19 protein-coding genes are annotated in these 24,824 nt (G+C 51.6%); 11 read left to right on the plus strand and 8 right to left on the minus strand.

What is annotated here, in order from left to right; all coding sequences use genetic code 11:
* The first annotated feature begins 504 nt into the window (after positions 1–504).
* From VC28_RS13670 to VC28_RS13685, 4 genes are all read left to right on the plus strand, one after another.
* Positions 505–750 (plus strand): exodeoxyribonuclease VII small subunit, encoded by a 246-nt coding sequence (locus VC28_RS13670; RefSeq protein WP_049631120.1) that lies wholly within the window; start codon positions 505–507, stop codon positions 748–750.
* Entirely contained in the window at positions 750–1,637 is an 888-nt protein-coding gene (locus tag VC28_RS13675; RefSeq protein ID WP_049631121.1) for a polyprenyl synthetase family protein, read from the plus strand. The genes VC28_RS13670 and VC28_RS13675 overlap by 1 nt, the downstream gene beginning before the upstream one ends.
* Positions 1,638–1,711: 74 nt before the next feature.
* Positions 1,712–3,622, plus strand: a complete 1,911-nt coding sequence (dxs, locus tag VC28_RS13680) for a 1-deoxy-D-xylulose-5-phosphate synthase (RefSeq protein ID WP_049631122.1) — start codon at positions 1,712–1,714, stop codon at positions 3,620–3,622.
* A gap of 76 nt (positions 3,623–3,698) precedes the next feature.
* Positions 3,699–4,592, plus strand: coding sequence for a chemotaxis protein (locus VC28_RS13685; protein WP_049631123.1), 894 nt, complete (start codon positions 3,699–3,701; stop codon positions 4,590–4,592).
* Between the two features lie 13 nt (positions 4,593–4,605).
* On the opposite strand, the gene VC28_RS13690 is transcribed toward VC28_RS13685, so the two are convergent.
* Entirely contained in the window at positions 4,606–5,499 is an 894-nt protein-coding gene (locus VC28_RS13690; protein ID WP_049631124.1) for a LysR family transcriptional regulator, read from the minus strand.
* A gap of 98 nt (positions 5,500–5,597) precedes the next feature.
* Between VC28_RS13690 and VC28_RS13695 the strand changes: the two genes are divergently transcribed.
* Entirely contained in the window at positions 5,598–6,710 is a 1,113-nt protein-coding gene (locus VC28_RS13695; protein ID WP_304413533.1) for an S-(hydroxymethyl)glutathione dehydrogenase/class III alcohol dehydrogenase, read from the plus strand.
* Between the two features lie 48 nt (positions 6,711–6,758).
* Positions 6,759–7,610 carry an S-formylglutathione hydrolase gene (gene fghA, locus VC28_RS13700; RefSeq protein ID WP_049631126.1) on the plus strand — a complete coding sequence of 284 codons (852 nt, stop codon included), beginning with the start codon at positions 6,759–6,761 and terminating at the stop codon, positions 7,608–7,610.
* 343 nt (positions 7,611–7,953) lie between these two features.
* Here fghA and VC28_RS13705 read toward each other — a convergent pair whose 3' ends face one another.
* The 4 genes from VC28_RS13705 to VC28_RS13720 form a co-directional block, all read right to left on the minus strand.
* Positions 7,954–9,186, minus strand: a complete 1,233-nt coding sequence (locus tag VC28_RS13705; RefSeq protein ID WP_082191541.1) for an MFS transporter — start codon at positions 9,184–9,186, stop codon at positions 7,954–7,956.
* Positions 9,187–9,289: 103 nt separating this feature from the next.
* Positions 9,290–10,435, minus strand: a complete 1,146-nt coding sequence (locus VC28_RS13710; RefSeq protein ID WP_049631127.1) for a Gfo/Idh/MocA family protein — start codon at positions 10,433–10,435, stop codon at positions 9,290–9,292.
* A gap of 152 nt (positions 10,436–10,587) precedes the next feature.
* Positions 10,588–11,640 carry a sugar phosphate isomerase/epimerase family protein gene (locus tag VC28_RS13715; protein WP_049631128.1) on the minus strand — a complete coding sequence of 351 codons (1,053 nt, stop codon included), beginning with the start codon at positions 11,638–11,640 and terminating at the stop codon, positions 10,588–10,590.
* Between the two features lie 263 nt (positions 11,641–11,903).
* A complete protein-coding gene (locus VC28_RS13720) occupies positions 11,904–13,841 on the minus strand; it encodes a RecQ family ATP-dependent DNA helicase (RefSeq protein WP_197085532.1) in 1,938 nt (645 codons plus the stop codon).
* Between the two features lie 587 nt (positions 13,842–14,428).
* Here VC28_RS13720 and VC28_RS19595 point away from each other — a divergent pair.
* A complete protein-coding gene (locus tag VC28_RS19595) occupies positions 14,429–17,461 on the plus strand; it encodes a discoidin domain-containing protein (protein WP_082191542.1) in 3,033 nt (1,010 codons plus the stop codon).
* 255 nt (positions 17,462–17,716) lie between these two features.
* Positions 17,717–18,508: a hypothetical protein gene (locus VC28_RS19315; RefSeq protein ID WP_053094206.1), complete on the plus strand. Its 792-nt coding sequence runs from the start codon at positions 17,717–17,719 to the stop codon at positions 18,506–18,508.
* A 132-nt stretch (positions 18,509–18,640) separates the two neighbouring features.
* On the opposite strand, the gene VC28_RS13735 is transcribed toward VC28_RS19315, so the two are convergent.
* Entirely contained in the window at positions 18,641–19,498 is an 858-nt protein-coding gene (locus VC28_RS13735) for a helix-turn-helix domain-containing protein (protein ID WP_049631130.1), read from the minus strand.
* A 216-nt stretch (positions 19,499–19,714) separates the two neighbouring features.
* Entirely contained in the window at positions 19,715–21,208 is a 1,494-nt protein-coding gene (locus tag VC28_RS13740) for an OmpA family protein (protein ID WP_049631131.1), read from the minus strand.
* Between the two features lie 224 nt (positions 21,209–21,432).
* Here VC28_RS13740 and VC28_RS13745 point away from each other — a divergent pair, with 224 nt between their 5' ends.
* From VC28_RS13745 to VC28_RS13755, 3 genes are read left to right on the plus strand one after another with little or no spacing between them, the layout of a single operon-like run.
* Complete coding sequence (locus VC28_RS13745) at positions 21,433–22,263, plus strand: AraC family transcriptional regulator (protein ID WP_049631132.1); 831 nt, start codon at positions 21,433–21,435, stop codon at positions 22,261–22,263.
* 42 nt (positions 22,264–22,305) lie between these two features.
* Positions 22,306–22,752, plus strand: a complete 447-nt coding sequence (locus VC28_RS13750; RefSeq protein ID WP_049631133.1) for a carboxymuconolactone decarboxylase family protein — start codon at positions 22,306–22,308, stop codon at positions 22,750–22,752.
* 25 nt (positions 22,753–22,777) lie between these two features.
* Positions 22,778–23,695, plus strand: a complete 918-nt coding sequence (locus VC28_RS13755) for a TlpA family protein disulfide reductase (protein WP_049631134.1) — start codon at positions 22,778–22,780, stop codon at positions 23,693–23,695.
* 168 nt (positions 23,696–23,863) lie between these two features.
* Here the strand turns inward: VC28_RS13755 and VC28_RS13760 are convergent, their stop codons facing one another.
* Positions 23,864–24,664 carry a CPBP family intramembrane glutamic endopeptidase gene (locus tag VC28_RS13760; protein ID WP_049631135.1) on the minus strand — a complete coding sequence of 267 codons (801 nt, stop codon included), beginning with the start codon at positions 24,662–24,664 and terminating at the stop codon, positions 23,864–23,866.
* Between the last annotated feature and the right edge of the window lie 160 nt (positions 24,665–24,824).

The raw sequence follows: 24,824 nt of genomic DNA on the forward strand, positions 1-24,824 counted from the left end.
AATTGTTAGTCGCATCAAAAGCTTAGTGCGTTATGATTATCAAAGCCACGGGATTCTACTCCATCCATATTACAAAAGCGAAATAGTCGAAAACAGACGCCTGCGCCTGAGCAGCGGCGAGTTTCAGCGCATTTTGGATATGGAAACAACGGAGAAGTTGCAAGATGAATGAAATATGCGACAGAAACCACAAAAGATGAGGGAAAACCAGAGGGACATATAAACGAAAAACCCTGATTGCAGGAGGGGGCAATCAGGGTTTTTACAGGATGATGACCAAACCTTGGCGGTGAATGTGCTTGATTCCGTTGTAGTCCTTGCTGGAGCCACGTCCTGTAGCAAATTCCTCTGAAGCCATTATTGATGAAACATGCGTCAGGCAATAGTGGCCAATTTCTGTAAGTTTTGTAGGAAATATCTCACACGCGCGCCAGCCAAAACGCCTGCAGATTTGCACGCGCAGGTTTATAATCCGCCGCCACTCACCGATTGCGAGACCATTCCATGCCACCCAAGAAGAAAAGTATCGATTTTGAGCAATCGCTCAGCACACTTGAAAATCTGGTAACCCGCATGGAACAGGGCGACATGACACTGGAAGAATCACTACAGGCGTTTGAAACCGGCATATCCCTGACACGCGAATGCCAGGCGCGCTTAGCGGCTGCCGAGCAACAAGTGACCAAGCTGGTTGAACAACAAGACGATATCCGGCTGGAGCCTTTTGATTCTGATGAAGGCGATGCCTGATGCCAGTGGACTTTTCTGCCTTTGCCGCACATTGCCGCACTCGTGTGGATAATGCGCTTGACCGTCACTTTCCCATCGGCGAAGACCCTACACAGTTACGCGCCGCGATGCGCTACAGCCTGTTTAATGGCGGCAAACGCGTTCGCCCCATCCTGGCTTATGCCAGCGCATTGGCCATCGACCCCGACATTAATCTGGATGTAATAGATCCCGTCAGCTGCGCACTGGAGTGCCTGCACTCTTACAGTCTGGTACATGACGACCTGCCGGCGATGGATGACGATGATCTGCGCCGCGGCAAACCGACTTGCCATATCGCCTTCAGCGAGGCCAACGCCATACTGGCGGGCGATGGGTTGCAAACCCTGGCATTTGAGCTGCTGACCAAAACCGACCTGCCTGCACACACACAAATCCGCCTGATCCGCTCGTTGACCGCCGGCTCAGGGGCAGAGGGAATGGTGCTCGGTCAGGCAATCGATCTGGCCGCGGTAGACCATCAGCTCGATCTCACGCAACTGGAAACCATGCACCGGCACAAAACCGGCGCATTGATTCGCGCAAGTGTGGCGATGGGCGCTATCAGCGCCGGAGCTGATGACTCACAGATAGCAGCTCTGGACAGCTACGCTGCGGCTATCGGCCTCGCCTTTCAGGTGCAGGACGACATTCTTGATGTCACCGCCGATACCGCCACGCTGGGCAAGCAGCAGGGCGCTGATATCGCGCGCAACAAACCAACTTATGTATCCCTGTTAGGCCTGGAAACGGCGCGCGCCAAAGCGGAGGAACTGCATCGTCAGGCACAGGATGCACTTGCGAGCTTCGGCGAAAGCGCTGTTTATTTGCGCCAACTGGCCAGTTATATCGTCCACAGGTCGAACTAGCCAAGCCTCGGGCAAGCCGCCTACAATAGCCATCCACAAGCGGCGCGCCGCACCACTATAAATGATGACCGTGAATGTATAACGAAATCCCCACCAGCCGCCCGCCGACGCCGTTGCTCAACAGCATTGATTCTCCTGCCGATCTGCGCGCCCTGAGCGAGAAGCAATTGCCGCAACTGGCTGACGAGCTGCGCGCGTTTTTGCTGTATTCCGTGGGGCAAACCGGCGGGCATTTTGGTGCAGGCTTAGGCGTTGTTGAGCTGACCATCGCGCTGCATTACGTTTACCAGACACCGGACGATCGCTTGGTGTGGGATGTTGGCCACCAGACCTATCCACACAAAATTCTCACCTCGCGCCGCGAGCGCATGCTCAGCATCCGTCAGGGCAACGGCCTGTCGGGCTTTCCCAAGCGCGAAGAAAGCCCTTACGATACCTTTGGTGTCGGCCATTCCAGCACTTCAATCAGCGCCGCTCAAGGCATGGCGATCGGTGCCAAAATGGCAGGAATTGAGCGCAAAGTTGCCGCGATTATCGGCGATGGTGCCATGACCGCCGGCATGGCGTTTGAAGCGTTGAATCATGCCGCCCACACCGAAACCGATATGGTCGTTGTGCTCAATGACAACAATATGTCCATTTCGCCCAATGTTGGCGGCCTGTCTACTTACTTATCCAAAATCTGGGCGAGCAAGTTTTATAACTCGCTGCGCGAAGGCAGCAAGCAAGTGCTGGGAAAAATTCCACCGGCATGGGAATTTGCGCGCCGCACGGAAGAACACTTCAAGGGCTTTATGTCGCCCGGCACGCTATTTGAAGAAATGGGATTCAATTATGTCGGGCCAATTAACGGCCATGATTTAAGTGATCTGGTGCGCTGCCTGCGCAACCTGCGCGAAATAAAAGGCCCCAAGCTGCTGCATATCATCACCCAGAAAGGCAAAGGCTTTGAGCCCGCAGAATTAGACCCTGTTGGCTATCACGCCCTCAACAAAATCGAGCCTAAAAAAGCAGCGATTGGCGCAGTGGACACGCCGAAAAAACTGAAATACCAGGAAGTATTCGGCCAGTGGTTATGCGATATGGCCGCACAGGATGGCAAATTGGTTGGTATTACCCCGGCCATGTGCGAAGGCTCAGGCATGGTGGAATTTGCGCGCGATTATCCCGAGCGTTTTTATGATGTCGCCATCGCCGAACAACACGCCGTCACCCTCGCCGCAGGCATGGCTTGCGAAGGGCAGAAACCGGTTGTCGCGATTTATTCCACCTTTTTGCAACGCGCCTATGACCAATTAGTACACGATGTTGCGCTGCAAAACCTTGATGTCACCTTTGCTATTGACCGTGCAGGCCTGGTCGGTGAAGACGGTCCAACCCATGCGGGCAGCTTTGATATCAGCTTTCTGCGCTGCATTCCCAACATGGTCATCGCCGCCCCCAGCGACGAAGACGAATGCCGCCAACTGCTCCACACTGCCTACCAACATCCGGGCCCGGCAGCTGTACGCTATCCGCGCGGCACCGGTGTTGGCGCTGCAATCCAGCCGGATATGCAATTGCTCCCAATAGGCAAAGGAGTGATCAAACGCGAAGGCAAACAAGTCGCCTTGCTCTGCTTTGGAACCCTGCTTGCAACGGCGCAGCAAGTCGCCGACCAATATGGATACAGCCTGTGTGATATGCGCTTTGTTAAGCCACTGGATACCGGGCTGATCGAACAAATGGCGGCAACCCATGAGCTGCTCGTCACTCTGGAAGAAAACGCGATTGCCGGCGGCGCAGGCAGTGGTGTATGTGAATACCTCAATAGCCGCGCACTCAATGTGCCGGTACTACAATTGGGCTTTAGCGATGAGTTTGTGGAACACGCTAGCCAGAAGCAGCAATTGGCCAGCCAGGGGTTAGACGCTAAAGCCATCGCCGAGCGTATTGCCCTACACCTCAACAGTGCCGCCGAAGATACCAAACTGGCGGCGAATTAAACGTTATTTAGCGCTATAGTATTCATTCTATAGCGTCGCATTTTTCATCTGCCAAACCTGTGAGGAGCACCGTATTTTGTCATCCTCTAAAGCTGATCATTCCCAAGGGCTGCTGTTATTCCGCTTGCACAACCAGCAGCTATTCGGCTTGGGCACACTTAAGATCCAGGAGCTGGTTCCCTTTCAACCCGTCACTCCCATGGTTAACCAGCAACCCGGTATTCTGGGTGCTTTGAATATCCGCGGGCAGACCATGCCCATCGTTGACCTTGCCGCCGCCATTGGTAAAGGTGCCACTCCCAAAGAATTACAGACCAACAGTTTCATCATCATTACCGATGTGCAACGACAAAAAGTCGGTTTTCTGGTGCGCCAGATCGAGCGCATCGTCGATGCCAATTGGCGGGATATAAGCGCACCCGATAAGTTTTTGGGCAACAGTATCTACATCACCGGCGTCACCCGGGTAAACGAGCAATTGGTGCAACTGCTGGACGTAGAAGTCATTATGGCGCGCCTGTTCCCTCTCGACCCATCCAAAGCAACCGCCACCATCACCGATGTCGAACGCGAGCAGCTGCGCCCCATGCGTATTTTATTAGTCGATGACTCACGTACCGCGCGCAAACAACTGAGCGACTCGCTCGATGCGATCAACGTGAAATATCAGGTGACTGACGACGGTCAGAAGGCGCTAGAGATCATGCGTGCAGCCGCCAAAGAAGGGCAGCCAATTGACCTGCTGGTCAGTGACATCGAAATGCCCGGACTGGACGGCTACGAATTGGCATTTGCCGTGCGCGACGATAAACAGTTGGCGGGTGCCTACATTATCCTGCACACCTCACTGTCCAGCAGTATCAGTGTCAGTCAGGCGCGCCAAGTCGGTGCCGATGAGGCGCTCACCAAGTTTGATGCGCGCGAGCTGATTGACGGCATGTTGCGCGGCGCAGCGAAAAAATCCCGTTAGGAGAAAACCTCCGTTAAGTAACCAACGGAGGCACACCTGCGGTAAAACGTGCCGCCAGAAAATCGATAAACAACCTTACCTTGGGCGCTAAATGGCGCTGTTGTGGATAGACCACCCAGACACCGGCATCATTGAAGCGATAGCCATCCAGCACCGATACCAACCGGCCATCGGCCAGAAATTCATCCACGTAATAATCCGGCAGTTGCGCCAACCCCAGCCCTTTGAGAGCCGCATCCAGCAGCGCCGGACCGGAGTTAGCCTGCCAGTTGCCCCGCACCACCAGATCTTTGCGCTGCCCATTCTCCTGTAACAGCCAATAGCCACGCGTCCCCACCAAACAATTGTGGCGCTCAAGATCGGTCAGGGTTTGCGGCGCAGAAATGCGCGCCAGATAAGCAGGCGAACCGACGATGTACTCCTGCCGGTCGCACAGGCGCTTGGCAACCAAGGTCGATTCCCGCATCACCCCCATGCGGATCGCCAGATCAAAGCCTTCTTCGATCAGCTCTACCTGTCGGTTACTGAAATACATATTCACCTTGAGCTGCGGGTAAAGAAGCTGGAAATCGTTTACCAACGGGGCGATATAGCGGTCGCCAAAAGTGGTAGCAGCAGTGATTTTAAGCAGCCCGGTTGGCTGACCTTGGTGATGCTGCAAGAGCGATTCCGCCTCGCGCAAACCATCGAATAGATGGCGGCAACTTTCGTAATACAACTGGCCAGCATCGGTCAGGCGGATCTGGCGCGTAGTGCGATACAACAATTGCGTGCCCAGTTGCAGCTCCAATTGACTGACCAAACGGCTCACATGGGAATTGGATACCTGCAGCTCACGCGCTGCCGCCGCAAAACTGCCAAACCGTACCACGGCGATAAACGCCTCCACCCGCTCCCAATGTTGCATTGTTGCTCCATAGCAATAATTAAGTGATTTTTAGCTGGCTTATTGCCATTGAGTCACTAGTCTACACTCTGCCACCTATTTTTCTATCCTCAGGAGCCATCATGAAATCACGCGCCGCCATCGCCCTTGCTGCAGGCAAACCATTGGAATTAGTAGAGATAGATGTACAAGGCCCGAAAGCCGGCGAAGTACTGGTGCGCATAGTGGCAACCAGCGTCTGTCATACCGATGCCTACACCCTTTCCGGCGCAGACCCGGAAGGCGTATTTCCGGCAGTACTGGGGCATGAAGGCGCGGGGATTGTAGAGGCCGTGGGCGAGGGCGTGACCAGCTTGCAAGTGGGCGACCATGTGATCCCGCTCTACACCGCTGAATGCGGCAAGTGCAAATTTTGCCTCTCGGGCAAAACTAACCTGTGCGGCTCGGTGCGCGCGACCCAGGGTAAAGGCCTGATGCCCGATGGCACCACCCGCTTCTCATTTGAAGGCAAACCGCTGTTCCATTACATGGGTACATCGACTTTCTCGGAGTACACCGTACTGCCGGAAGTCTCTCTGGCCAAAGTGTCCAAAGAAGCTCCGCTGGATAAAATCTGCCTGCTTGGCTGTGGCGTGACCACCGGTATTGGCGCTGTGATCAACACCGCCAAAGTCACCCCGGGTTCAACCGTCGCGGTATTTGGTTTGGGTGCTATCGGCCTCGCAGTAATTCAGGGTGCACAGATGATGAAGGCCAGCCGTATTATTGCCATCGATATCAACCCCGATAAATTTGAACTCGCCCGCCAATTTGGCGCGACCGATTTTGTGAACCCCAAAGACCACAGCGCGCCCATCCAGCAGGTGATTGTGGATATGACCGACGGCGGCGTGGACTACTCGTTTGAATGTATCGGCAATGTGAACGTGATGCGCTCGGCGCTGGAGTGCTGCCACAAGGGCTGGGGCGAGTCGATCATCATTGGTGTTGCCGGTGCAGGCCAGGAAATTTCTACCCGCCCGTTCCAACTGGTGACCGGCCGCGTATGGAAAGGCTCGGCGTTCGGTGGAGTGAAAGGCCGCAGCCAATTGCCCGGTTATGTGGATCGCTACATGAAGGGCGAGATTAAGATCGACGAATTTATCACCCACGATATGCCGTTCGACAAGATCAACGAGGCCTTTGATTTGCTCCACGAAGGCAAAAGTATCCGCACTGTGCTGCATTTTTAATTAGCGCTGCGCCTTTAGTTTGCGCTTCGATTTGAATCAGGAGAAAGCATGAGCCAATTGACTGAATTGAGTGCCACCAAAAGTTTTGGTGGCTGGCTTAAACGCTACAAGCATCACTCCAACGCCTTGCAGTGCGACATGATTTTTGCGGTTTATCTGCCCCCCCAGGCAGAGACACAAAAAGTCCCGCTACTTTGGTGGCTATCCGGCCTGACCTGTACCGATGAAAACTTTATGCAGAAAGCGGGTGCGCAGCGGATTGCCGCTGAGCTGGGCATCGCAATTATCTGCCCCGACACCAGCCCGCGCGGGCTGGATTTACCCGGCGAACACGACAGCTACGATTTTGGCTCTGGTGCAGGTTTCTACGTCAATGCGACTCAGGAGCCCTGGAAAAGCCACTACCAAATGTACGATTACGTGACCAAAGAGTTACCGGAGCTTGCCATGGAAAACCTGCCACTTAACGGCCGCGAAGCCATCAGTGGCCACTCCATGGGCGGTCACGGCGCACTGGTATTGGCGCTGCGCCAACCGGATCGCTACACATCTGTGTCTGCGTTTGCCCCCATCACCAACCCAAGTAATTGCCCCTGGGGGCAAAAAGCGTTTAGCGGTTATCTGGGTCCTGAACACAATACCTGGGCGCAATACGATGCCTGCGAACTGATCGCAGCGGGAGCATCAAAGCAGGAGTTATTTGTCGATCAAGGCGAAACCGATAATTTCAAAACCGAGCAACTCAAACCCGAGCAATTACAAGCAGCGTGCAAAGCAGCGGGGCATCCGCTGGTTTACCGCAACCATGCAGGGTACGACCACAGCTACTTTTTTATCGCGAGTTTTATCGAAGATCACCTGCGTTACCACGCGCGCCATCTTGGCGTAGAAAAAACCTGATTCGGGTTTTGGCGAGGAAGGACCGGGTGAGGAAATTCGAAAGTAACGGGAGATTGGGGAAGAACAGAGGTTGAACAGAAGAAGGAAGGTGGAAACTCAAGTCCTTTTGAGCTCACTAAACCACTCACTCATATCATGGTCATGCCCGTTCTTTATACTCTTGGTTTTTTAAAAAACCCAATTCGCCCTGCAATAAATGTGATGAAAATCCCATATTTGTCGTCAAATGCATCAACTTATTACAAGATATTACAGCTTTTTATAATGTGACGCTTTTATCAACGCTAAAAAAAGCGCCCTTGGGCGCTTTTTTTGGAATAAGCCGAAGCCGATAAGCCTGTGTTTATTCGCTGTGGGCAAAACGTTTGCGCAGTATAAACAGCACACTGAAGGCGATGATCAATACACCAGGAATCATCGCCAGATTCTGCAGGGTTGCTTGACCTGCAACTAACTCAACCGCATCGCCGGTCACGCCGCTGGCAACCGCTTCCGCTTTCGCATCATCCAACCAGCCGCCAATTACCGGGTTCCACATACTGACCGAGAACATGCCCGCACCACCCATCAAGGACATACCCAAGGCACCGGTTTTAGCGGTGTATTCGCTGGTAAAGCCGATCATGGTTGGCCAGAAATAAGTGACGCCCAGCGCGAATACGGCTGCGGATACATAAATCATGAAGCCTGAAGCCTGGCTCAACAGCAACAAACCAATCGTGGTCACAATCGCCGACATCACCAATACACCGGCTGGATTAAAGGCATGGACGAGCGGGCCAGCAAAGAAACGGCCTAACGCCATCAAGCCTGCGGTCAATGCCAGAATCATCATCGGGTGCACATCGGAGGATTCAAAAATACGGCCCACCCATTGCTGCGCGCCAAACTCGGAGATGGCGGTCATGGTCATGCACACGATCATAAACAGGAACAGCGGCGAGAAGAGCGCCTTGATGTTGGTCGCGGTTGAGGTCTCGGAATTGGCCATGCTGGGGAAAGGCTGACCGAAAATCATGAAGCCGTAGATCAGCGTCGGGATGATCATGATCGCGATTTGCATCTGCCAGCCCAAGCCCAATTTGGTCATCAGCGCCGACACCAGTGAGCCGATCACAATACCGCCCGGGAACCACACATGGAATTTATTGAGCATCGCGGTTTTGCGAGTGTGATAAATATCGGCAATGAGCGGGTTACACGCCGCTTCAACCGAGCCGTTGGCGAAGCCGATAAAAAAGCTCGACAGCAACAGCGTCCAAAAACCGCCGGCGGTGATGGTCAAAATCAAGCCGAGTAAATGGCAGGCAAATGCCAGATACATCAGCGTACGCGCACCAACGTAGTTATAAATCAAACCGCCGAACATCATGGCAATTGGGAAACCCAAAAATGCCATGCCATTGATCCAACCCAGCTCGGTGTTGTTGAAATTAAATTTAACGCTGAGCTCGCTCAAAATACCCGCGCGAATCGCGAAGGTCATGGCGGTTACGATCAGCGCAATACAACACGCCATAAATAACCGCTGGGGATTGATTGTCGCAGGGGATAGCGTCGCAGAGGAGGTGGTCATAATGGGTTTACCTTTTGTTATTGTGATCGTTTATGTTGTCATCATTTGTATTGCGCGCGGCAAAACAGCACCGCGCGTTTTAGTCAAAAATGCCTGAAAAACCTTATGCCAGCGGTGTCCAAACACCATCGCGCTGACTTGAGGTTAGCACAGCGTTAATAAAGCGCATGCCTTCCACACCGGTGTCGATATTCGGTACCCAGTTTTGCAAAAAGTGCGCTTCACCTTGCGCGCGTGCAACCAAAATATCGGCGATGTCTTTGTACAAGTTGGCGAAACCTTCGAGATAACCTTCCGGATGCCCGCCCGGTGTACGCATGCCGCGCGCGGCAATTTCACTGCCGATATCACCGCGGCGGGTGATGCGCTGGCGCGGTTTGTTTAATTCGGCAAACCACAATTCATTCGGGTTTTCCTGCGCCCATTCGATACCGGCTTTATCGCCAAATACGCGGATGCGCAAACCATTCTCGCAACCCGGTGCTACCTGGCTGCTCCACAGCATGCCTTTCGCGCCGCCATCAAAACGCAGCAGTGCGTGCACGTTGTCATCCACCAAACGACCATCGACAAAACTGGTCAAATCCGCGCTCACGGCGCTGAGTTTTTGCTGGGTAATAAAACGCGCAAGTTGGAACGCGTGGGTGCCGATATCGCCCAGACAACCCGCCGCACCGGAGCGCGCCGGGTCAGTGCGCCATGAGGCTTGTTTGTTGTCATCGCCCGCCGCTTCAGTCAGCCATTCTTGTGGATATTCCACTTGCACTACACGGATTTTTCCAAGCTTGCCCTGTTCAACCAATTCACGCGCGTAACGCACCAGAGGGTACGCCGAATAATTGTGGGTGAGCGCAAAGAAGCAGCCGCTTTTTTTCACGATCTGCTCAAGCTCCAGCGCTTCTTCCAAGGTGCGCGTCACCGGCTTATCGCAAATTACATCAATGCCCGCTTCCAAACAGGCTTTGGCGACGGGAAAGTGCATATGGTTAGGGGTAACGATCACCACCGCTTGAATACCATCGGCGCGTGTTTTTTCCACACGCAACATTTCTTCGTAAGAGGTGTAAGCGCGATCCGCAGTGATGTGCAGATCCGCAGCGGATAATTTTGCATTTTCCGGATTGGATGAAAGCGCACCGGCGACCAATTCAAAACGGTCATCCAAACGCGCAGCAATGCGATGCACCGCACCGATAAATGCGCCGCGGCCACCGCCAACCATTGCATAACGAATTCGTGGAGTTGTCATAGTTAGATCTTCTTGTTGCAGGTTGAAATTATTTTTCCCTCACCCGGCCTCTCCCAGAGGGAGAGGGGATAAAGTCCCAAATGAATTTCCTACGAAGTAAATTCAGTCCCCTCTCCCTCTGGGAGAGGGTTAGGGTGAGGGCAATCGAGGAATCACAATCCCAGAATCCGGCGATTCTTCGCTTCATCAATTCCGCTTTTTGCAAAATCATCAAACGCGCGCTCAGTCACTTTAATAATGTGCTGCTGAATAAATGGCGCGCCTTCTGCCGCACCCACTTCCGGATGCTTCAGGCAGCATTCCCATTCCAACACCGCCCAGCCGTCGTAATCGTAGGCGGCGAATTTGGAGAAAATTTGTTTGAAATCCACTTGGCCATCGCCCAGTGAGCGGAAGCGGCCCGCGCGATTCACCCAGCTCTCATAACCGCCGTAAACGCCTTGCTGCGCGCTCGGGTTAAATTCCGCATCTTTCACATGGAACATTTTGATGCGTGCGTGATAGCGGTCGATAAACGCCAGATAATCGAGTTGCTGCAACACAAAGTGCGATGGGTCGAACAAAATATTCGCGCGCGGATGATTGTCTACCGCCGCGAGGAAGCGCTCAAAGGTCGCGCCATCGTGCAGGTCTTCACCCGGATGGATTTCGTAGCACACATCCACACCGGCTTTATCAAACGCATCCAGAATCGGCAACCAACGCTCGGCCAATTCTTCAAAGCCTTTTTCTACCAAACCAGCGGGGCGCTGTGGCCATGGGTACAAGTAAGGCCAGAGCAGCGCGCCGGAGAAAGTCGCATGGGCATTCAGGCCGAGGTTTTTGCTCGCCTGCGCCGCCATCATTAATTGCTCAACCGCCCAGGCCTGACGCGCTTTGGGGTTGCCGCGCACTGACTCTGGTGCGAAGCCATCAAACATATCATCGTAAGCGGGATGCACAGCCACTAACTGGCCTTGCAAATGGGTAGACAATTCCGTCGCAACCAAACCGTGTTTGGCCAGGGTCGCCTGAATTTGGGCGCAGTATTCCGGGCTTTTTGCCGCCTGCTCCAGATCGAACAGTCGCTTGTCCCAGGTTGGGATTTGCACGCCTTTAAAACCCAAACTCGCCACCCAACCGGCGATCGAATCCAGACTGTTAAAGGGAGCTTCATCGCCCGCAAATTGGGCGAGGAAAATAGCGGGGCCTTTGAGGGTTTTCATGGTAATTCTCCGGCAGTGGCGGGACGGCGCGCGTCCATATCGTTTTTAATGTATCTGTTTGTTTTTAACGTGTCGTTTTCAATGTTTCGACTGCGCAGACAGGCCTGCGCAGCGACAAATATCGGATTTATTATTTCAGGCGCAAGACTTTATGCCATGTCGCCCAAGGGAGCGATACGCCAAAACAGTTATTTACACTTCTTATAGTACTTATAACCCAAAGCTACCCGACGGGCAGCTCCAAGGTCAATCATAGACTGCTTTTAATGAAGCTCCGCCAATACTCCGGCAAACGCCACGCCCGCCAAGGCACCAAATGCCGGGTGGGATTTAAGTGCCGAGCGGCTGGTGGCCGGGCTGGGCAGGCCACACAAAAACCGCGCCATTTGGCGTGGCTGGCGCAATACGGCATGACCTTCACTTTTTAAGCTGGTGATCAGGTTTTGCTGCGCCGATGTAAGCGGTACAGCCATGGGCAATTCAACCTGAGCAGATGATGGGTTGCGGCAGTGATTGCAGATGCCGCAGGGCTGCGCGCTGGCCTCGCCAAAATACTGCATCAGCTGCTGGCTCAAACAAGCGGGATTATTGGCAAACGCGAGCACACTGTGGATGCGCTTGATATCGCGCGCTTCGCGCTCAGCAAATAATCGATTTAGATGTTCGCAGAGCGCGTTGAGTTGTTCTGGCGATTTGATCGCTTGATTGTTTTTGTAACCTTGGCGCAAATTGGCGACGGTTAATTCAATCCAACCTTTTTCGGCGATGTAATCCAGCGCCTTGGTGATGCGTTCTTTAGGCTCATTTAATTGCTGCGGCGCAGTCAGCATATCAATTGACAACCACTTTCTGCCCATGCGCCCGACCGAAAATAATGTCTGCAAAAACGCCGCACGCTCTGCATCAAACTGTGAAGCAATAAATTGCGCACTCTGAGTAAAATGAATTTTATATTCGGTATAAAACGGACTCTGCGCGCTGATGACGTTTTGTAATTCAAGATAGGTGAGCGCGGTATTTAATACCAGCGGGCGCAGGTCAAATTGGTTGGACAACTCGTAAGTGGAAATATCAAATACATCCTCAAACGCGAGCAAGTGCTCTACCAACGCACGCACACTTTCTGCTGTAGGTGTATCGCCATAGGTAAAATTTTCCAGCGTGCGAATGTCATCGCCCACCGCTAGCATTTCGCACAGCGATGGATTGCCATCGCGCCCGGCGCGGCCAATTTCCTGCACGTAGTTTTCTATCGATTTGGGCAAATTAAAATGGTAAACCGCGCGGATATTGCTTTTATCGATGCCCATTCCAAAGGCGATAGTCGCCACTACAATCGGCACTTCGCCACTCATAAACTGGTTTTGTACTTGCTCACGCTCATCGTCTTTTAAACCGGCGTGATAGTGCGCTGCATTCAAACCAGCTGCGTTAATCGCAGTGGCAACTTCTTCTGCCGTTTTTTGCAGAGTGACATAAATAATCGTCGCCGCATCGCGCGGGTGTTTGTGCAAACGCGCAAGCAACAATTCCATGCGCGTCTCAGCCGTGCAGGGTGTAACACGCAATTGCAAATTGGGGCGCGCAAAGCTGGTCTGAATGTGATGCTCTGGTTGTATCGCAAATTGTTTGCAAATATCAGCAGCCACACTCGGCGTTGCCGTCGCGGTCAATGCAAGCACACGCTCAACGCACAATTTTTTGGCAAGGTCGGCAAGCAGTAAATAATCCGGCCGAAAGTTGTGACCCCATTCGGAAATACAGTGGGCTTCATCAATGGCCAATAAACTGATGTTTAATTGTCCGAGCCGCTGCACAAAACGTTCATTCTTCAAGCGCTCGGGCGAGACATACAATAATTTCAAACTGCCGTTGTGCAGCGATGAATAGATCGCTTGTGTCTCTTCTTTACTGAGCGATGAATCCAAACGCGCGGCGCTGATGCCCAAGGCTTGCAGTGCATCCACCTGGTCTTTCATCAACGCAATCAATGGCGATACCACCAGCGTCAATCCATCCAACAATAACGCGGGCAATTGATAGCAAAGACTTTTGCCACCGCCGGTGGGAAACACCGCGAGCGCGGAGTGCCCTTGCAGCAGCGCGTTAATCACTGCCTCTTGCCCGGGGCGGAATGCGGGTAATTTAAAGGTGTTTTGTAACAGTTGTGCGGGTGTTGTCATGGTGATTCCTGTTGTCATTGCTGGCCTTCCCTGAGCGAGTGTCGGGTGATATTCATGTTGCGCGCATCATAAACATATCGCTGATCATTGTGGCTAGCAGGCAGCCCGTTTTCCTGCACAAATCGCTGTGCGCCACTTCACGCAAATCCGTCCCACTTTTGTCTTTCAGGTTTGCGCGGTTAACAACTCACCATAAGTGGTCGAACGGCACGCAATCCGCTTTTTTACTCACATCACAAAAATGCATTTCCCTTCTTTCATGCGCAGCCCGAGCGAAAACCTTAATCAATTGATTAGCAATGATTTTTAACCCGTAGGTTTGTTGCGGCTTATCCGAACACGGCCATTTGCGTTCGATGCAACCGTCAGGACGACAGTGTTGTGCAGATTTTTACAATGGCTGCACCACATTCTCTGGTTACAGGAACTGCTGGCTGCAGCGTTTCTTTTTTGATGGATGAAGACCGGTGATGTGCGGCTGGATTCAGGCCGGGATGGCACGCGAATCCATTCCCACGACACAGTTTTATTAACGGCACAGTTCTATTAACCAACTTTCCATTAACTAAAAGTCCTTACATAAAAATAACTCAGGAGTATCCACCATGTTAAAGCAGCATTTAGTGCGGCTGGGGGCGTTGTGCGTGCCCTTGGCCTTGAGTGTATTTTCCCCTGCAGCGTCGGCGCAGACGCTGTTGTCCCAAGGCAAACCGGTTGCAGCATCCTCGCAAGAAGGCGCAGGTATGGCAGCCGCGATGGCGGTGGATGGCAATACCGGTACCCGCTGGGGCAGTGTATTTGCCGATCCGCAGTGGATTACGGTCGATCTGGGGCAAGTCGCCAGTATCAATCGCGTACTCTTGAACTGGGAGGCAGCCTACGGCAAGGCTTACCAGATCCAGGTGTCTGACAACGGCACCAGCTGGACCAATATCTATTCCACAACCAACAGCGACGGCGGCATTGACGACCTTGCTATTAACGGCACTGGCCGCTACGTGCGCATGTATGGCACGGCGCGCGCCAACGGTTACGGCTATTCGCTGTGGGAGATGCAGGTGTACGGCCAATTTGGCCAGCCCGCCAGTTTGCTCTCGCGCAATGCGCCGGTGACAGCCTCATCGCAAGAGGGTGGCTTTACCGCCGCGAGCGCGGTGGATGGCAATACCACCACCCGCTGGGGCAGCAACTTTAACGATGCCGAGTGGATCACGCTCGATCTGGGCTCCAGTGCCAACCTGAGCAAAGTGGTGCTCAACTGGGAGGCGGCGTATGGCAAGTCGTACCAGATTCAGGTGTCCAACAACGCCACCAACTGGTCAACCGTTTATTCCACAACCACAGGCGATGGCGGTATCGACGAGATCACGCTGTCCGGCAGCGGCCGCTATGTGCGCATGAATGGTGTGGCGCGCGGCACCGGTTACGGTTATTCGCTGTGGGAGTTTGATGTGTATGGCAGCCGCAGCGGTGGGACAGGTTCATCGTCAGCGCCTTCCTCGGTAGCACCGTCATCTTCCGCGCCATCATCGATTGCGCCTTCAAGTTCAGTGGCACCATCGAGCAAATCGTCCGTTCCGGCGACCTCTTCGTCTGTTGCTGTCACCTCGTCGTCAACACCGGCAACATCTTCTTCGGTAGCCCCATCGTCACGTTCATCGTCGCTATCGTCTTCATCAGTATCATCTACTGATCACTGCGGCAGTGTGCTTAATGCACCGACAGGGTTGACGGCAAGTGGGGTGACGACCAATGCGTTAACACTCTCCTGGACTGCACCTTTCACGTCAGTTCCACCGTGCAATGCAACGGGCTACCGCGTGTATCAAAACGGCACTCTCGTGGCATCGCCAACCGCAACCAATGCGGTAATTACCGGCCTGACTCCCAATACGGTTTACTCGTTCACCGTGGTGGCGATTAACCGCGTCGGTGCTTCCGCAGCCAGCGCGCCTTTCCCGGTATCCACCGAGAGCGACAGCACAACGGTTAACTTTGGCAGCAACGTGACTATTTTTGATCCGGCGATGCCGCAAGCGCAGATCCAAGCCAAGATCAACGAGATCTACGAGCGCCAGCGCGATAACCAATTCGGCACACCGCGCGATGCGATTATGTTCAAGCCGGGCACTTACAACGTAGAGATTCCGGTCGGATTCTTTACCCATGTGATCGGCTTGGGCGCGCTGCCGGATGATGTGCATATCGTTGGCCAAGTAGTGTCTTATCCTGTCCTGCCCAACAACAACTCGACCCAAAACTTCTGGCGCGGCATTGAGAACTTCTCGGTGACTCCACCGGGCGGCGGCATGCTCTGGTCAGTATCCCAAGCGGCTCCGATGCGCCGTATGCATGTACGCAACAACAACCTGATCCTGCACTACTACGGCGGTTGGGCAAGCGGCGGCTGGCTGGCGGATTCCAAAGTGGATTACGACATTGGCACCGGCTCGCAGCAGCAGTGGGTATCGCGCAATAGCCAATGGGGCAGCTGGACCGGCAGCCTGTGGAACATGGTGTTTTTGGGCATCGCCAACAACCTGCCCGGCGGCACCTGGCCAAGCTCGGCCAATACCTTTATCGATAGCACACCGGTTGTGCGTGAGAAGCCATTCCTGTACCTGAACAATGGCAACTACGAAGTGTTTGTGCCGTCACTGCGCACCAACAGCAAAGGCCTGTCATGGGCGAATGGACAATCGGCAGGCAGCTCACTGCAGATCAGCCAGTTTTACGTTGCCCGCGCCGGTGTGGATAACGCCACCACCATCAACGCGGCGCTTAACCAAGGCAAAAACCTGCTGCTCACACCCGGTATTTACCCGCTGGCAGACTCGATCAAAGTCAACCGCGCCAATACCATCGTACTGGGCATGGGTTACGCGACCCTGACCCCAACCAATGGCAATAGCGTGTTGGAAGTGGCGGATGTGGACGGCGTTACCGTATCGCACTTGATGGTCGATGCCGGTGTAACCAATTCGCCGGTATTGATCCGCATTGGGGAGAACGGCAGCAACGCCAGCCACGCGTCTAACCCGACGGTATTGCACGATGTGTTTGTACGCGTGGGCGGTAACGGCGTTGGCCGCGCGGGCGTAAGCCTGTTGGTGAACAGCAATGACGTGATCATCGACCACACCTGGTTGTGGCGCGCCGACCATGGCGACGGTGTGGCCTGGGACTTGAATACCGCGGCCAACGGCTTGATCGTGAACGGCAATAACGTATCGGCCTACGGTTTATTTGTGGAGCACTATCAGGAATATCAGGTGCTGTGGAACGGTAACAACGGCAAGACTTATTTTTATCAGTCTGAAATTCCATACGATCCACCTACGCAAGACCAATGGCGCAGTGCAGCGGGCGTAAACGGTTGGGCATCCTACAAAGTGGCTGACAGCGTAACGCAACACGACGCACGCGGCATGGGCATCTACGCCGTATTCCTGCGCCCGAATGTGTTCCTGTCGCGCGCAATAGAAACCCCGACATCACCCAATGTGAAATTCCAGCATATGGTGACGGTGAACCTGACTAATGATGGCGGCATCCAACGCGTGATCAATAACACTGGCGATCCAACCCCACCGGGTATTGCAGTGCAAACCCCGCGCGTGACTAGCTATCCACAATAGTTTTTCGCTGACAGTACAGCGTTAAACAAAAGCCCCCGCGAACAAAAAATTCGCGGGGGCTTTTTTATGGGCGCAATGTCCAGTTTTTAAGAGCTGTTTTTAAGGGCTGATAGAAAAGTGCCAAATTTGCATTCAAAAATACATTTTTACCTCAAGCGGGCTTGGCAGAATCGCCACAGGATGACGGATTGGATCTATCAACAAGGATAATTTTTCATGTGAGCATCCCACGCCAACAATAATATCGAGGTCAATATGAACCATCTTGTGAGCAAGGCAATCGGGCGGGCGCTTAAACGGCTGGCTGTTTTTGGGGTCGCACTGAGCGGCAGCTTTTTGTGTTTAAACGTGCAGGCGATTAGTTGTAACGGAATCGCCGAATGGAATAGCAGTGCGGTTTACAACGGCGGAGCCAAGGTCAAACAAAATAATAAAGCCTATCAGGCGCAGTGGTGGTCGCAGGGCCATAGCCCGGCTAATTATTCCGGCCAGTGGCAAGAGTGGAAATTACTCGGCAGTTGCGATGCAGCAGCGTCTTCTTCCAAAGCAGCATCGTCGGTAAAAAGTTCCAGCAAATCATCGGTGGCATCGAGTAAATCGAGCAGCAAATCGTCTGTCGCATCTAGCAAATCAAGTTCATCTGTTGCCGGCAATGATTGCGGCTCGGCGTGGTATCGCGCGAACCTGACTAACTATGAATCCTATCCTGCGCCCGGCAGTGACGAGTGTGTGATTTATAACGGCTGTTTGTGGAGCGGATATTTTTATGGCATCTCCGGCAAGCAACCAGAGTCATGGGTGATGGCCAATAATATTGCTGCTGTGCACTTAAAAGATTGGAGCTGGCTCGGCCTTAAAACCATTAACTTGCGCCAGGGCACCAAACGCATTACCGCAAAAGTATACGACGCCTGCGCTGATTCCGATTGCAACGGTTGCTGTACTGCCAACCTTGCCGGTGACGGTTATTTGATTGATTTGGAAAAATACACCATGCAACGTTTTGGCTCCGGCTCCGGCATTGTGGAATTCCAAGTGTGTAACTAAAGATACAAGCGTTTAAAAAAGATTACTGAAAACACTATTACTGGAAAAAGTAACTACAGCGTTGAATCTTTTCACTCTCCCGTGGAATGATTTTCTTGGCCGCGTTATGCGGCCTTTTTTCTTTTTTAAAAACTAATTATGTTGGTAGCTGCGTTTGAATTCACGCGGGGTGCAGTGCTTCAATTGCAAAAAGCGGCGGTTGAAATTGGAGATATTATTAAATCCGCAACTATAGCTAATTGCCGACACAGGGAAATCGGTGGTTAACAATAATGAGCAGGCTTTACCCACACGCAATTGGTTGACGAATTCAGTAAACGTTTGCTCGGTGCGCTGTTTAAAAAAACGGTGAAAATGATTGGTACTCATGTGCGCCAGTTTTGCCATTTGCTCCGCGCACAAATCGCTGGTGTAATGCTGGTGAATATACGCAATAACGCGATCAATTTTTTCTGTTGCTGAATCTGCAAAATTCACCGGTGCGTAACCATCACTGGAGATCATGCGTGCATCGCTGTCATCCAGCATCAATTGCAATATTTCCAACAGCCCCAACAAACGTTGCATGGGTGTTGCATCCGCCATTGCCTCAAAACGTGTACGGCATTGCTGCGCAGTCGCAGTACCAAATTCCACACCGCGTTTACTTTTTGCGAGCAAATCGCCGAGTGGTTTTAATTCCGGCATTTGCACTACTGAATCAATCCAACTGGTGGGCAACTGCGCCACATAGGTTAAATGCTGCCCCGGCGCAACCAATTCCTTTGAGTGCCAGGTGTGCGGCAACTTAGGGCCAAGCAATACCAAATCCAGATCGTTGTAATTGGCAATGTTATCGCCAATATAACGTTGCCCACGGCTATTAAGCGTCAGGCAAATTTCATATTCAGGGTGATAGTGCCAGTTAAAAGGAATTTCATCGAGCGCATACAGCCAATAGCGCCATGAGGAGTTTTCGGTAGGCAAGACTTTTTCATACATGGGTTTCATGGCTGGCTCCAGAAACATGCAAGCAAATAATATCCGCGCGATGTGCACATAAACACGATGTTAGTCATACCAATCACGCCAGAGCTGCCAGGTTTTTTATTATGTTAAGCGTAAAGTTGCGACTGGGATTATCAGACCAGAATTTATCCAACATGGCAAGATGTTAAAAAAATCCCCGCATATGCGGGGATCTTATCAATACAGAAAAACGACGAATTAACGCAAGCGTTTTACCAACTCAACTCGACGATTCTTTTGTTTGCCCGCATCGCTGGTGTTATTACCTGCTGGCGCATAAGGGCCAACACCTTGCGCCTGCAAACGGTTGGCCGCAACCTGGTACTCTTTTATCAATGCTGCAACCACAGCATCTGCACGCTGCTTGGACAAAGTAACATTTGCAGCACCATCACCGGTATCGTCGGTATGACCCACCACGTAAAGCAATAAATCGGAATTGCGTTTTAACAATTCTGCAATCGCATCCAGCGTAGGTTTGGATTCGGTTTTGATTTCCGCTTTTCCGGTATCAAAATAAATTCCGTAAATCAGTGCTTTACCGTCTGCATCAATCTGCTGTTTTAATTCATCGGCGTTAACACTTACCAAACCGGTCTGAACGGCTTTTTCTTCGAGGATAATTTGTTGCAAGCCCACTTCATCTTCATAGCCACCAATAAAAATGGCAGCGTAAACATTGCCTGTGGGTAGGGATTTTTTCGCCAACAAGTAATAGGGCTTGCGATACCAGTTGTAGACACTGTTCTCTATCGAAACCTTATCACCCAAATCGCTTGCTTGTTTTTCTGTACCGCACTGTTCCAATTCACACTGGGAGATAAAACTAAAACCCGCCGTTGTCAGTGCGGCTTTGTAGTTCTCATACACTTTTAGTGTGGATACATTTTGCATAGTGTAACCATGCTTGGCCAAATCACCGGTGAGTTTCAGCGGCGTTTTGTCAGTGGCATTATTGGCAACAGGAATAGTGACTGTTTCGGTATCGACTTTATGATGGTTACGTAATTTTGCCCCGGGATAACGCGGCAGCATGGAATGATCTTTTGCTTTTTCTTCTTCCGATAGCGGTGCAACTTCTGTAGCTGTAGCAGGTTTATTTGCATAGGCTTCATCGACTTTTACCAATCCGGTTTGCAGTGGCTCGGTTTCCACAATCACCTGTTGCAAACTGACGCTGTCTTCGTATGCACCTACAAACCAGGCGACCAGAATTTTTCCTTTCGGTGTGTCTTTCTCACCTAACCAGTAGTATGGGTTGCGATGGTGGTTATACACATCGCCGCGCACTGCGACCAATGAGCCCAATTCCCTTGCTTGTTTTTCATCGCCACAGGCATCCAATGCGCAGGCAAACAACTCCTTGAATCCCAATTGTTTAGCGGCGGCTAAATAATTTTCGTACACCTTCACAGACGATACATTTTCCATATCGTAGTTGTGCCAGTACACATCGCCAATGGCATCTACTTTGGTGAATTGCGGATTTTTTTGGCTGACATCCACAACCGATGCCGGAAATGAAAATTTTTCGTAGTCATACATTTGCGCCTGTTCAAGATCGGCATTGGGGTAGGCAGAGAATAAGGGATGATCCTCTTCCCAATCGGCATAAGCAGACTGCCCGACCAAGGCAGAGACCCCAATCAATGCGAGAAAAACAACTCCGAATGACAATACCCGACGCAACATAGCGACTCCTTTATCTCATGATATGTAGAATATTTACTGCACTTTAGCTGGACTTTAACTGGGCTTTAACCGCACCTTAACTGCACCTAAGCGCACGCAGACCAGCAGACTAACGCGCAGGGCTGAATGTTTTATGAATGACGATATGAATGCCATCATAAACACCACAAATGCGCTTCGGATGTAATATCCTTTGAACTCCATCAAACTTTCTGATGATCGTTATGGCTCCCTATCATCCGCAATCCATTAACAACGCGCCCTTTAATAGCCTGCAACATCTTGGCTTCCAGCGTTTTATGCCGCACCCACAGCTACGCCCGTGGGTGCAATGCTATTGGATTGCACGGCGCGATCAACTGCCTGACCACAGCCTGAGTGAAACGGTTTACCCCGATGCGGGCAGCAGTTTGGGGCTGGATTTTGCGAGCGGTGAGCTGCCTGTGGCCAGCTTCAACGCCACAAAGACCTCCGGCAAAATGGTGTTTACCGGATCTATTCATCGCATAGGTATCCGCTTCCATCCCGGCGGGGCATTCCAATTGTTAGGGGTGGAAATGTCCGCACTCACCCAGGACGAATTTTCTGCCGATGCGCTGGCCTTACCCGATATCGAACAACTCCAATATCAATTGGCGGAAGCGAGTGAGATCAGCCAGCGCCTAACCCTGATTGATACTTGGCTGCTGGAGCGCGCGAACATCACCCAAGCTGCAAGTGGATTGGTGCAGCAATTATTGCCGCGCTTGATGCTCGCGCAGGAACCGATTGCCGATTTAAGCTCGCAACTGCCCATTAGCCTGCGCCAGCTGGAGCGCAAATTCCAGGTGGAAGTGGGTTTTAGCCCTGCACAAGTCAAACAATTGCACCGCATCAAACTCGCGCGCGCGCTCATCAGCCAAAGCCCCGACCAACCGCTGGTGCAGATAGCGGTGGATACCGGTTTTTATGACCAGGCGCATTTCATTCGCCAATTCCAGAAAATCACCGGGTTAACACCAAACCAATATCGCCTTAAAAAGATGTCGCAAAAATACAATCCATTGCCCACGTGAAACCGCATGATGAACGCTCTTAACACCTAACAGGAGCACAGCATGCAACAGCGAATCAAACAACCCGACGTATACAAACTCCAACCCGCAATCCTCAAATCACTGATTGATTTAGGCAATGCGGCTGCGGGTGAATTGGAACATTCATTAATTCATTTAGTGAAATTGCGTGCATCGCAAATCAATGGCTGTGCTTTTTGCCAACACATGCACGCCAACGAAGCGCGAAAAGATGGCGAACAGCAACACCGTTTGGATGTTCTGCCTGCATGGCGAGAAGTGGCAATATTTACTGCACGCGAGCGCGCCGCATTGGCGTGGACTGAAGCACTCACACAACTTTCCAATCACGGCGTGAGCGATGCCTGTTTTACTGAAGTGCGCGAGCAGTTTAACGAAAAAGAAATCGTCAATCTGAGCGCGGCCATCGCAACCATTAATGCATGGAACCGCATCGCGGTAGGGTTTAATTTTGCACCGAATTTTTAATTTACATCCGCACAGGAGTTGCCTTATGCGTAAACATTACTGGCTATTGGCTTTATTCATATCGCTATCAGCGAGCCTACAAGCCAAGCCGTTACTATTGGAAAATCAGTATCAAATTTTTGAAGGGGAAAAAACATCACTGCAAGCTGTGATTGGCACAAAGCCCGTGTATTTAAAATTCTGGGCAACCTGGTGCCTTGAATGCCGGCATGAACTGCCTAGCCTTGAACAGGCTTACCAAAAGCATCGCGATCAAATCGCGATGTTTGCAGTAAACCTGAATATCAATGAAACCGATGAAGCGATTAAGAAGTTGCAGCAGAAAAACCAGCTCACCATTCCTATCCTTATGGATAATAACGGTACTATTGCGGGCAATTTTGAGTTTAAAGGAACCCCATTTCACGTACTCATCAATCGCAAAGGGGAAGTGGTGTACACCACCTATAAAGATGATGCGCAACTTGCGCAACAATTAGCGCTGTTAGCAAAAAATTCCGCAGTTTCTGCACAAGGAGTAAACACCAGCACCGTACATCAGACTCAGGCCAAACCACTGCCATCGGGTGTATCACTCGTCTATTTCTCTGCAACCTGGTGCGATTGGTATATGAAAGATATTCATCCGGAAATCAGCAATAACTGCATCTATGCACAGCAAGCCGTCGATAAACTTTATCGCTCCACACCCGGCCTTCAGCTAAGTGCATACGTGACACACTTATGGACAGAAGCGAAGGATGTAGAAGAGTACAGCAAAAAATTCTCACTGCCTTATAAGGTTGCGATGGATGATAACAACGATGAATTCCGCCGCTTTAAAGTCAGCGGTTATCCCACACTGATTGTATTTGAAGACGGTATAGAAACAGCGCGTTTTACAGAGTTTGACCAGGGTGATAATACATTCAACGCACTTAAACGCGCGCTTGAGAAACACTGAGTCTGCAACCTCCATCTCGCAACATAGGCTCCAATAAAAAATGCCGCTGTTTACGGCGGCATTTTTAAAATCGCTTTTTCAATACAGAAGTGCTATCGATAAAAAAACTACAACAAAAAAACAGGAATCATATAAATATGCGTAAAACGCGGTAACTCGCACTAACTTTCACAATGGATACGTCAAAAACGAAAAGTGGATTTGGTTTACCAGAAAGTGCAGCGCAATCGGATAAACGATATGTTTGCCCAGCGTGTAACTCAGCCCGTACAAAAATCCCGCCAGCGCATACACCCAAACAGCCGCGCCGCTAAGCCCTGAATGAATTGCAACAAAAACACAGGTCACCAGAACAAGCGGGATGATCTCTTGCAGTGCGCGATTAGCGGTAACACTAGCAACTGCGTTGCGCAAATTGTGCTGAAATAAAAACCGCAAAAACACTTCTTCCGCTAAGCAGGTGATTAGCAAACTCACCGCTGCAAATTGCAGGATTTGCTCAATAGGCTTGGGCTGCCATTGTAAACCCAACACCAAAATCGCAACACCGATTATGATTAGCGAAGCGAGTAACACAAACAATGCAGAAATCCATTTATCCGCAACCCATTCATTGGCCATTCGTTTTGGCCAAAGCAAATACAACAATAAAAACCCGGCAATTCCTTTAGCAAAATCAACCGACAACTCATAGCGCGCTGGTTCTCCTGCATCACCCGCCAAACTCAACAACAACGGATACGCAAACCCTTGCGGCTCATAACTCGCCACCCAAAACGCCAGCGGCACCAACAATAAAAATAAACCTGTCTTAATCCAAGGGCTCAATTCTTCTTTGCGGAAAAACCACGCAAGAAATGCAACCCCCACCAAACCAATCGCATTAGCAACCGGCAGCCAACCCAACATGACCAACCCTATGACCAAAGCCGCCAACACCAAACCCGATAACAATTCTTTTTTATTCACAATAATATTTCTTCAAGGTTCCGTAGGTTGGTGCTGAGCGCAGCGATGCCCAACGCGATTTCAATTCCTTGCGAATAAATTACCACATGTGTCGCATGGGTGCGGTTGGAGTGTAACGATGACCACCGAGCCTGCAATATACATCGATGTTGGGCATCGC

Source organism: Cellvibrio sp. pealriver, from assembly GCF_001183545.1.
Lineage (GTDB): Bacteria > Pseudomonadota > Gammaproteobacteria > Pseudomonadales > Cellvibrionaceae > Cellvibrio.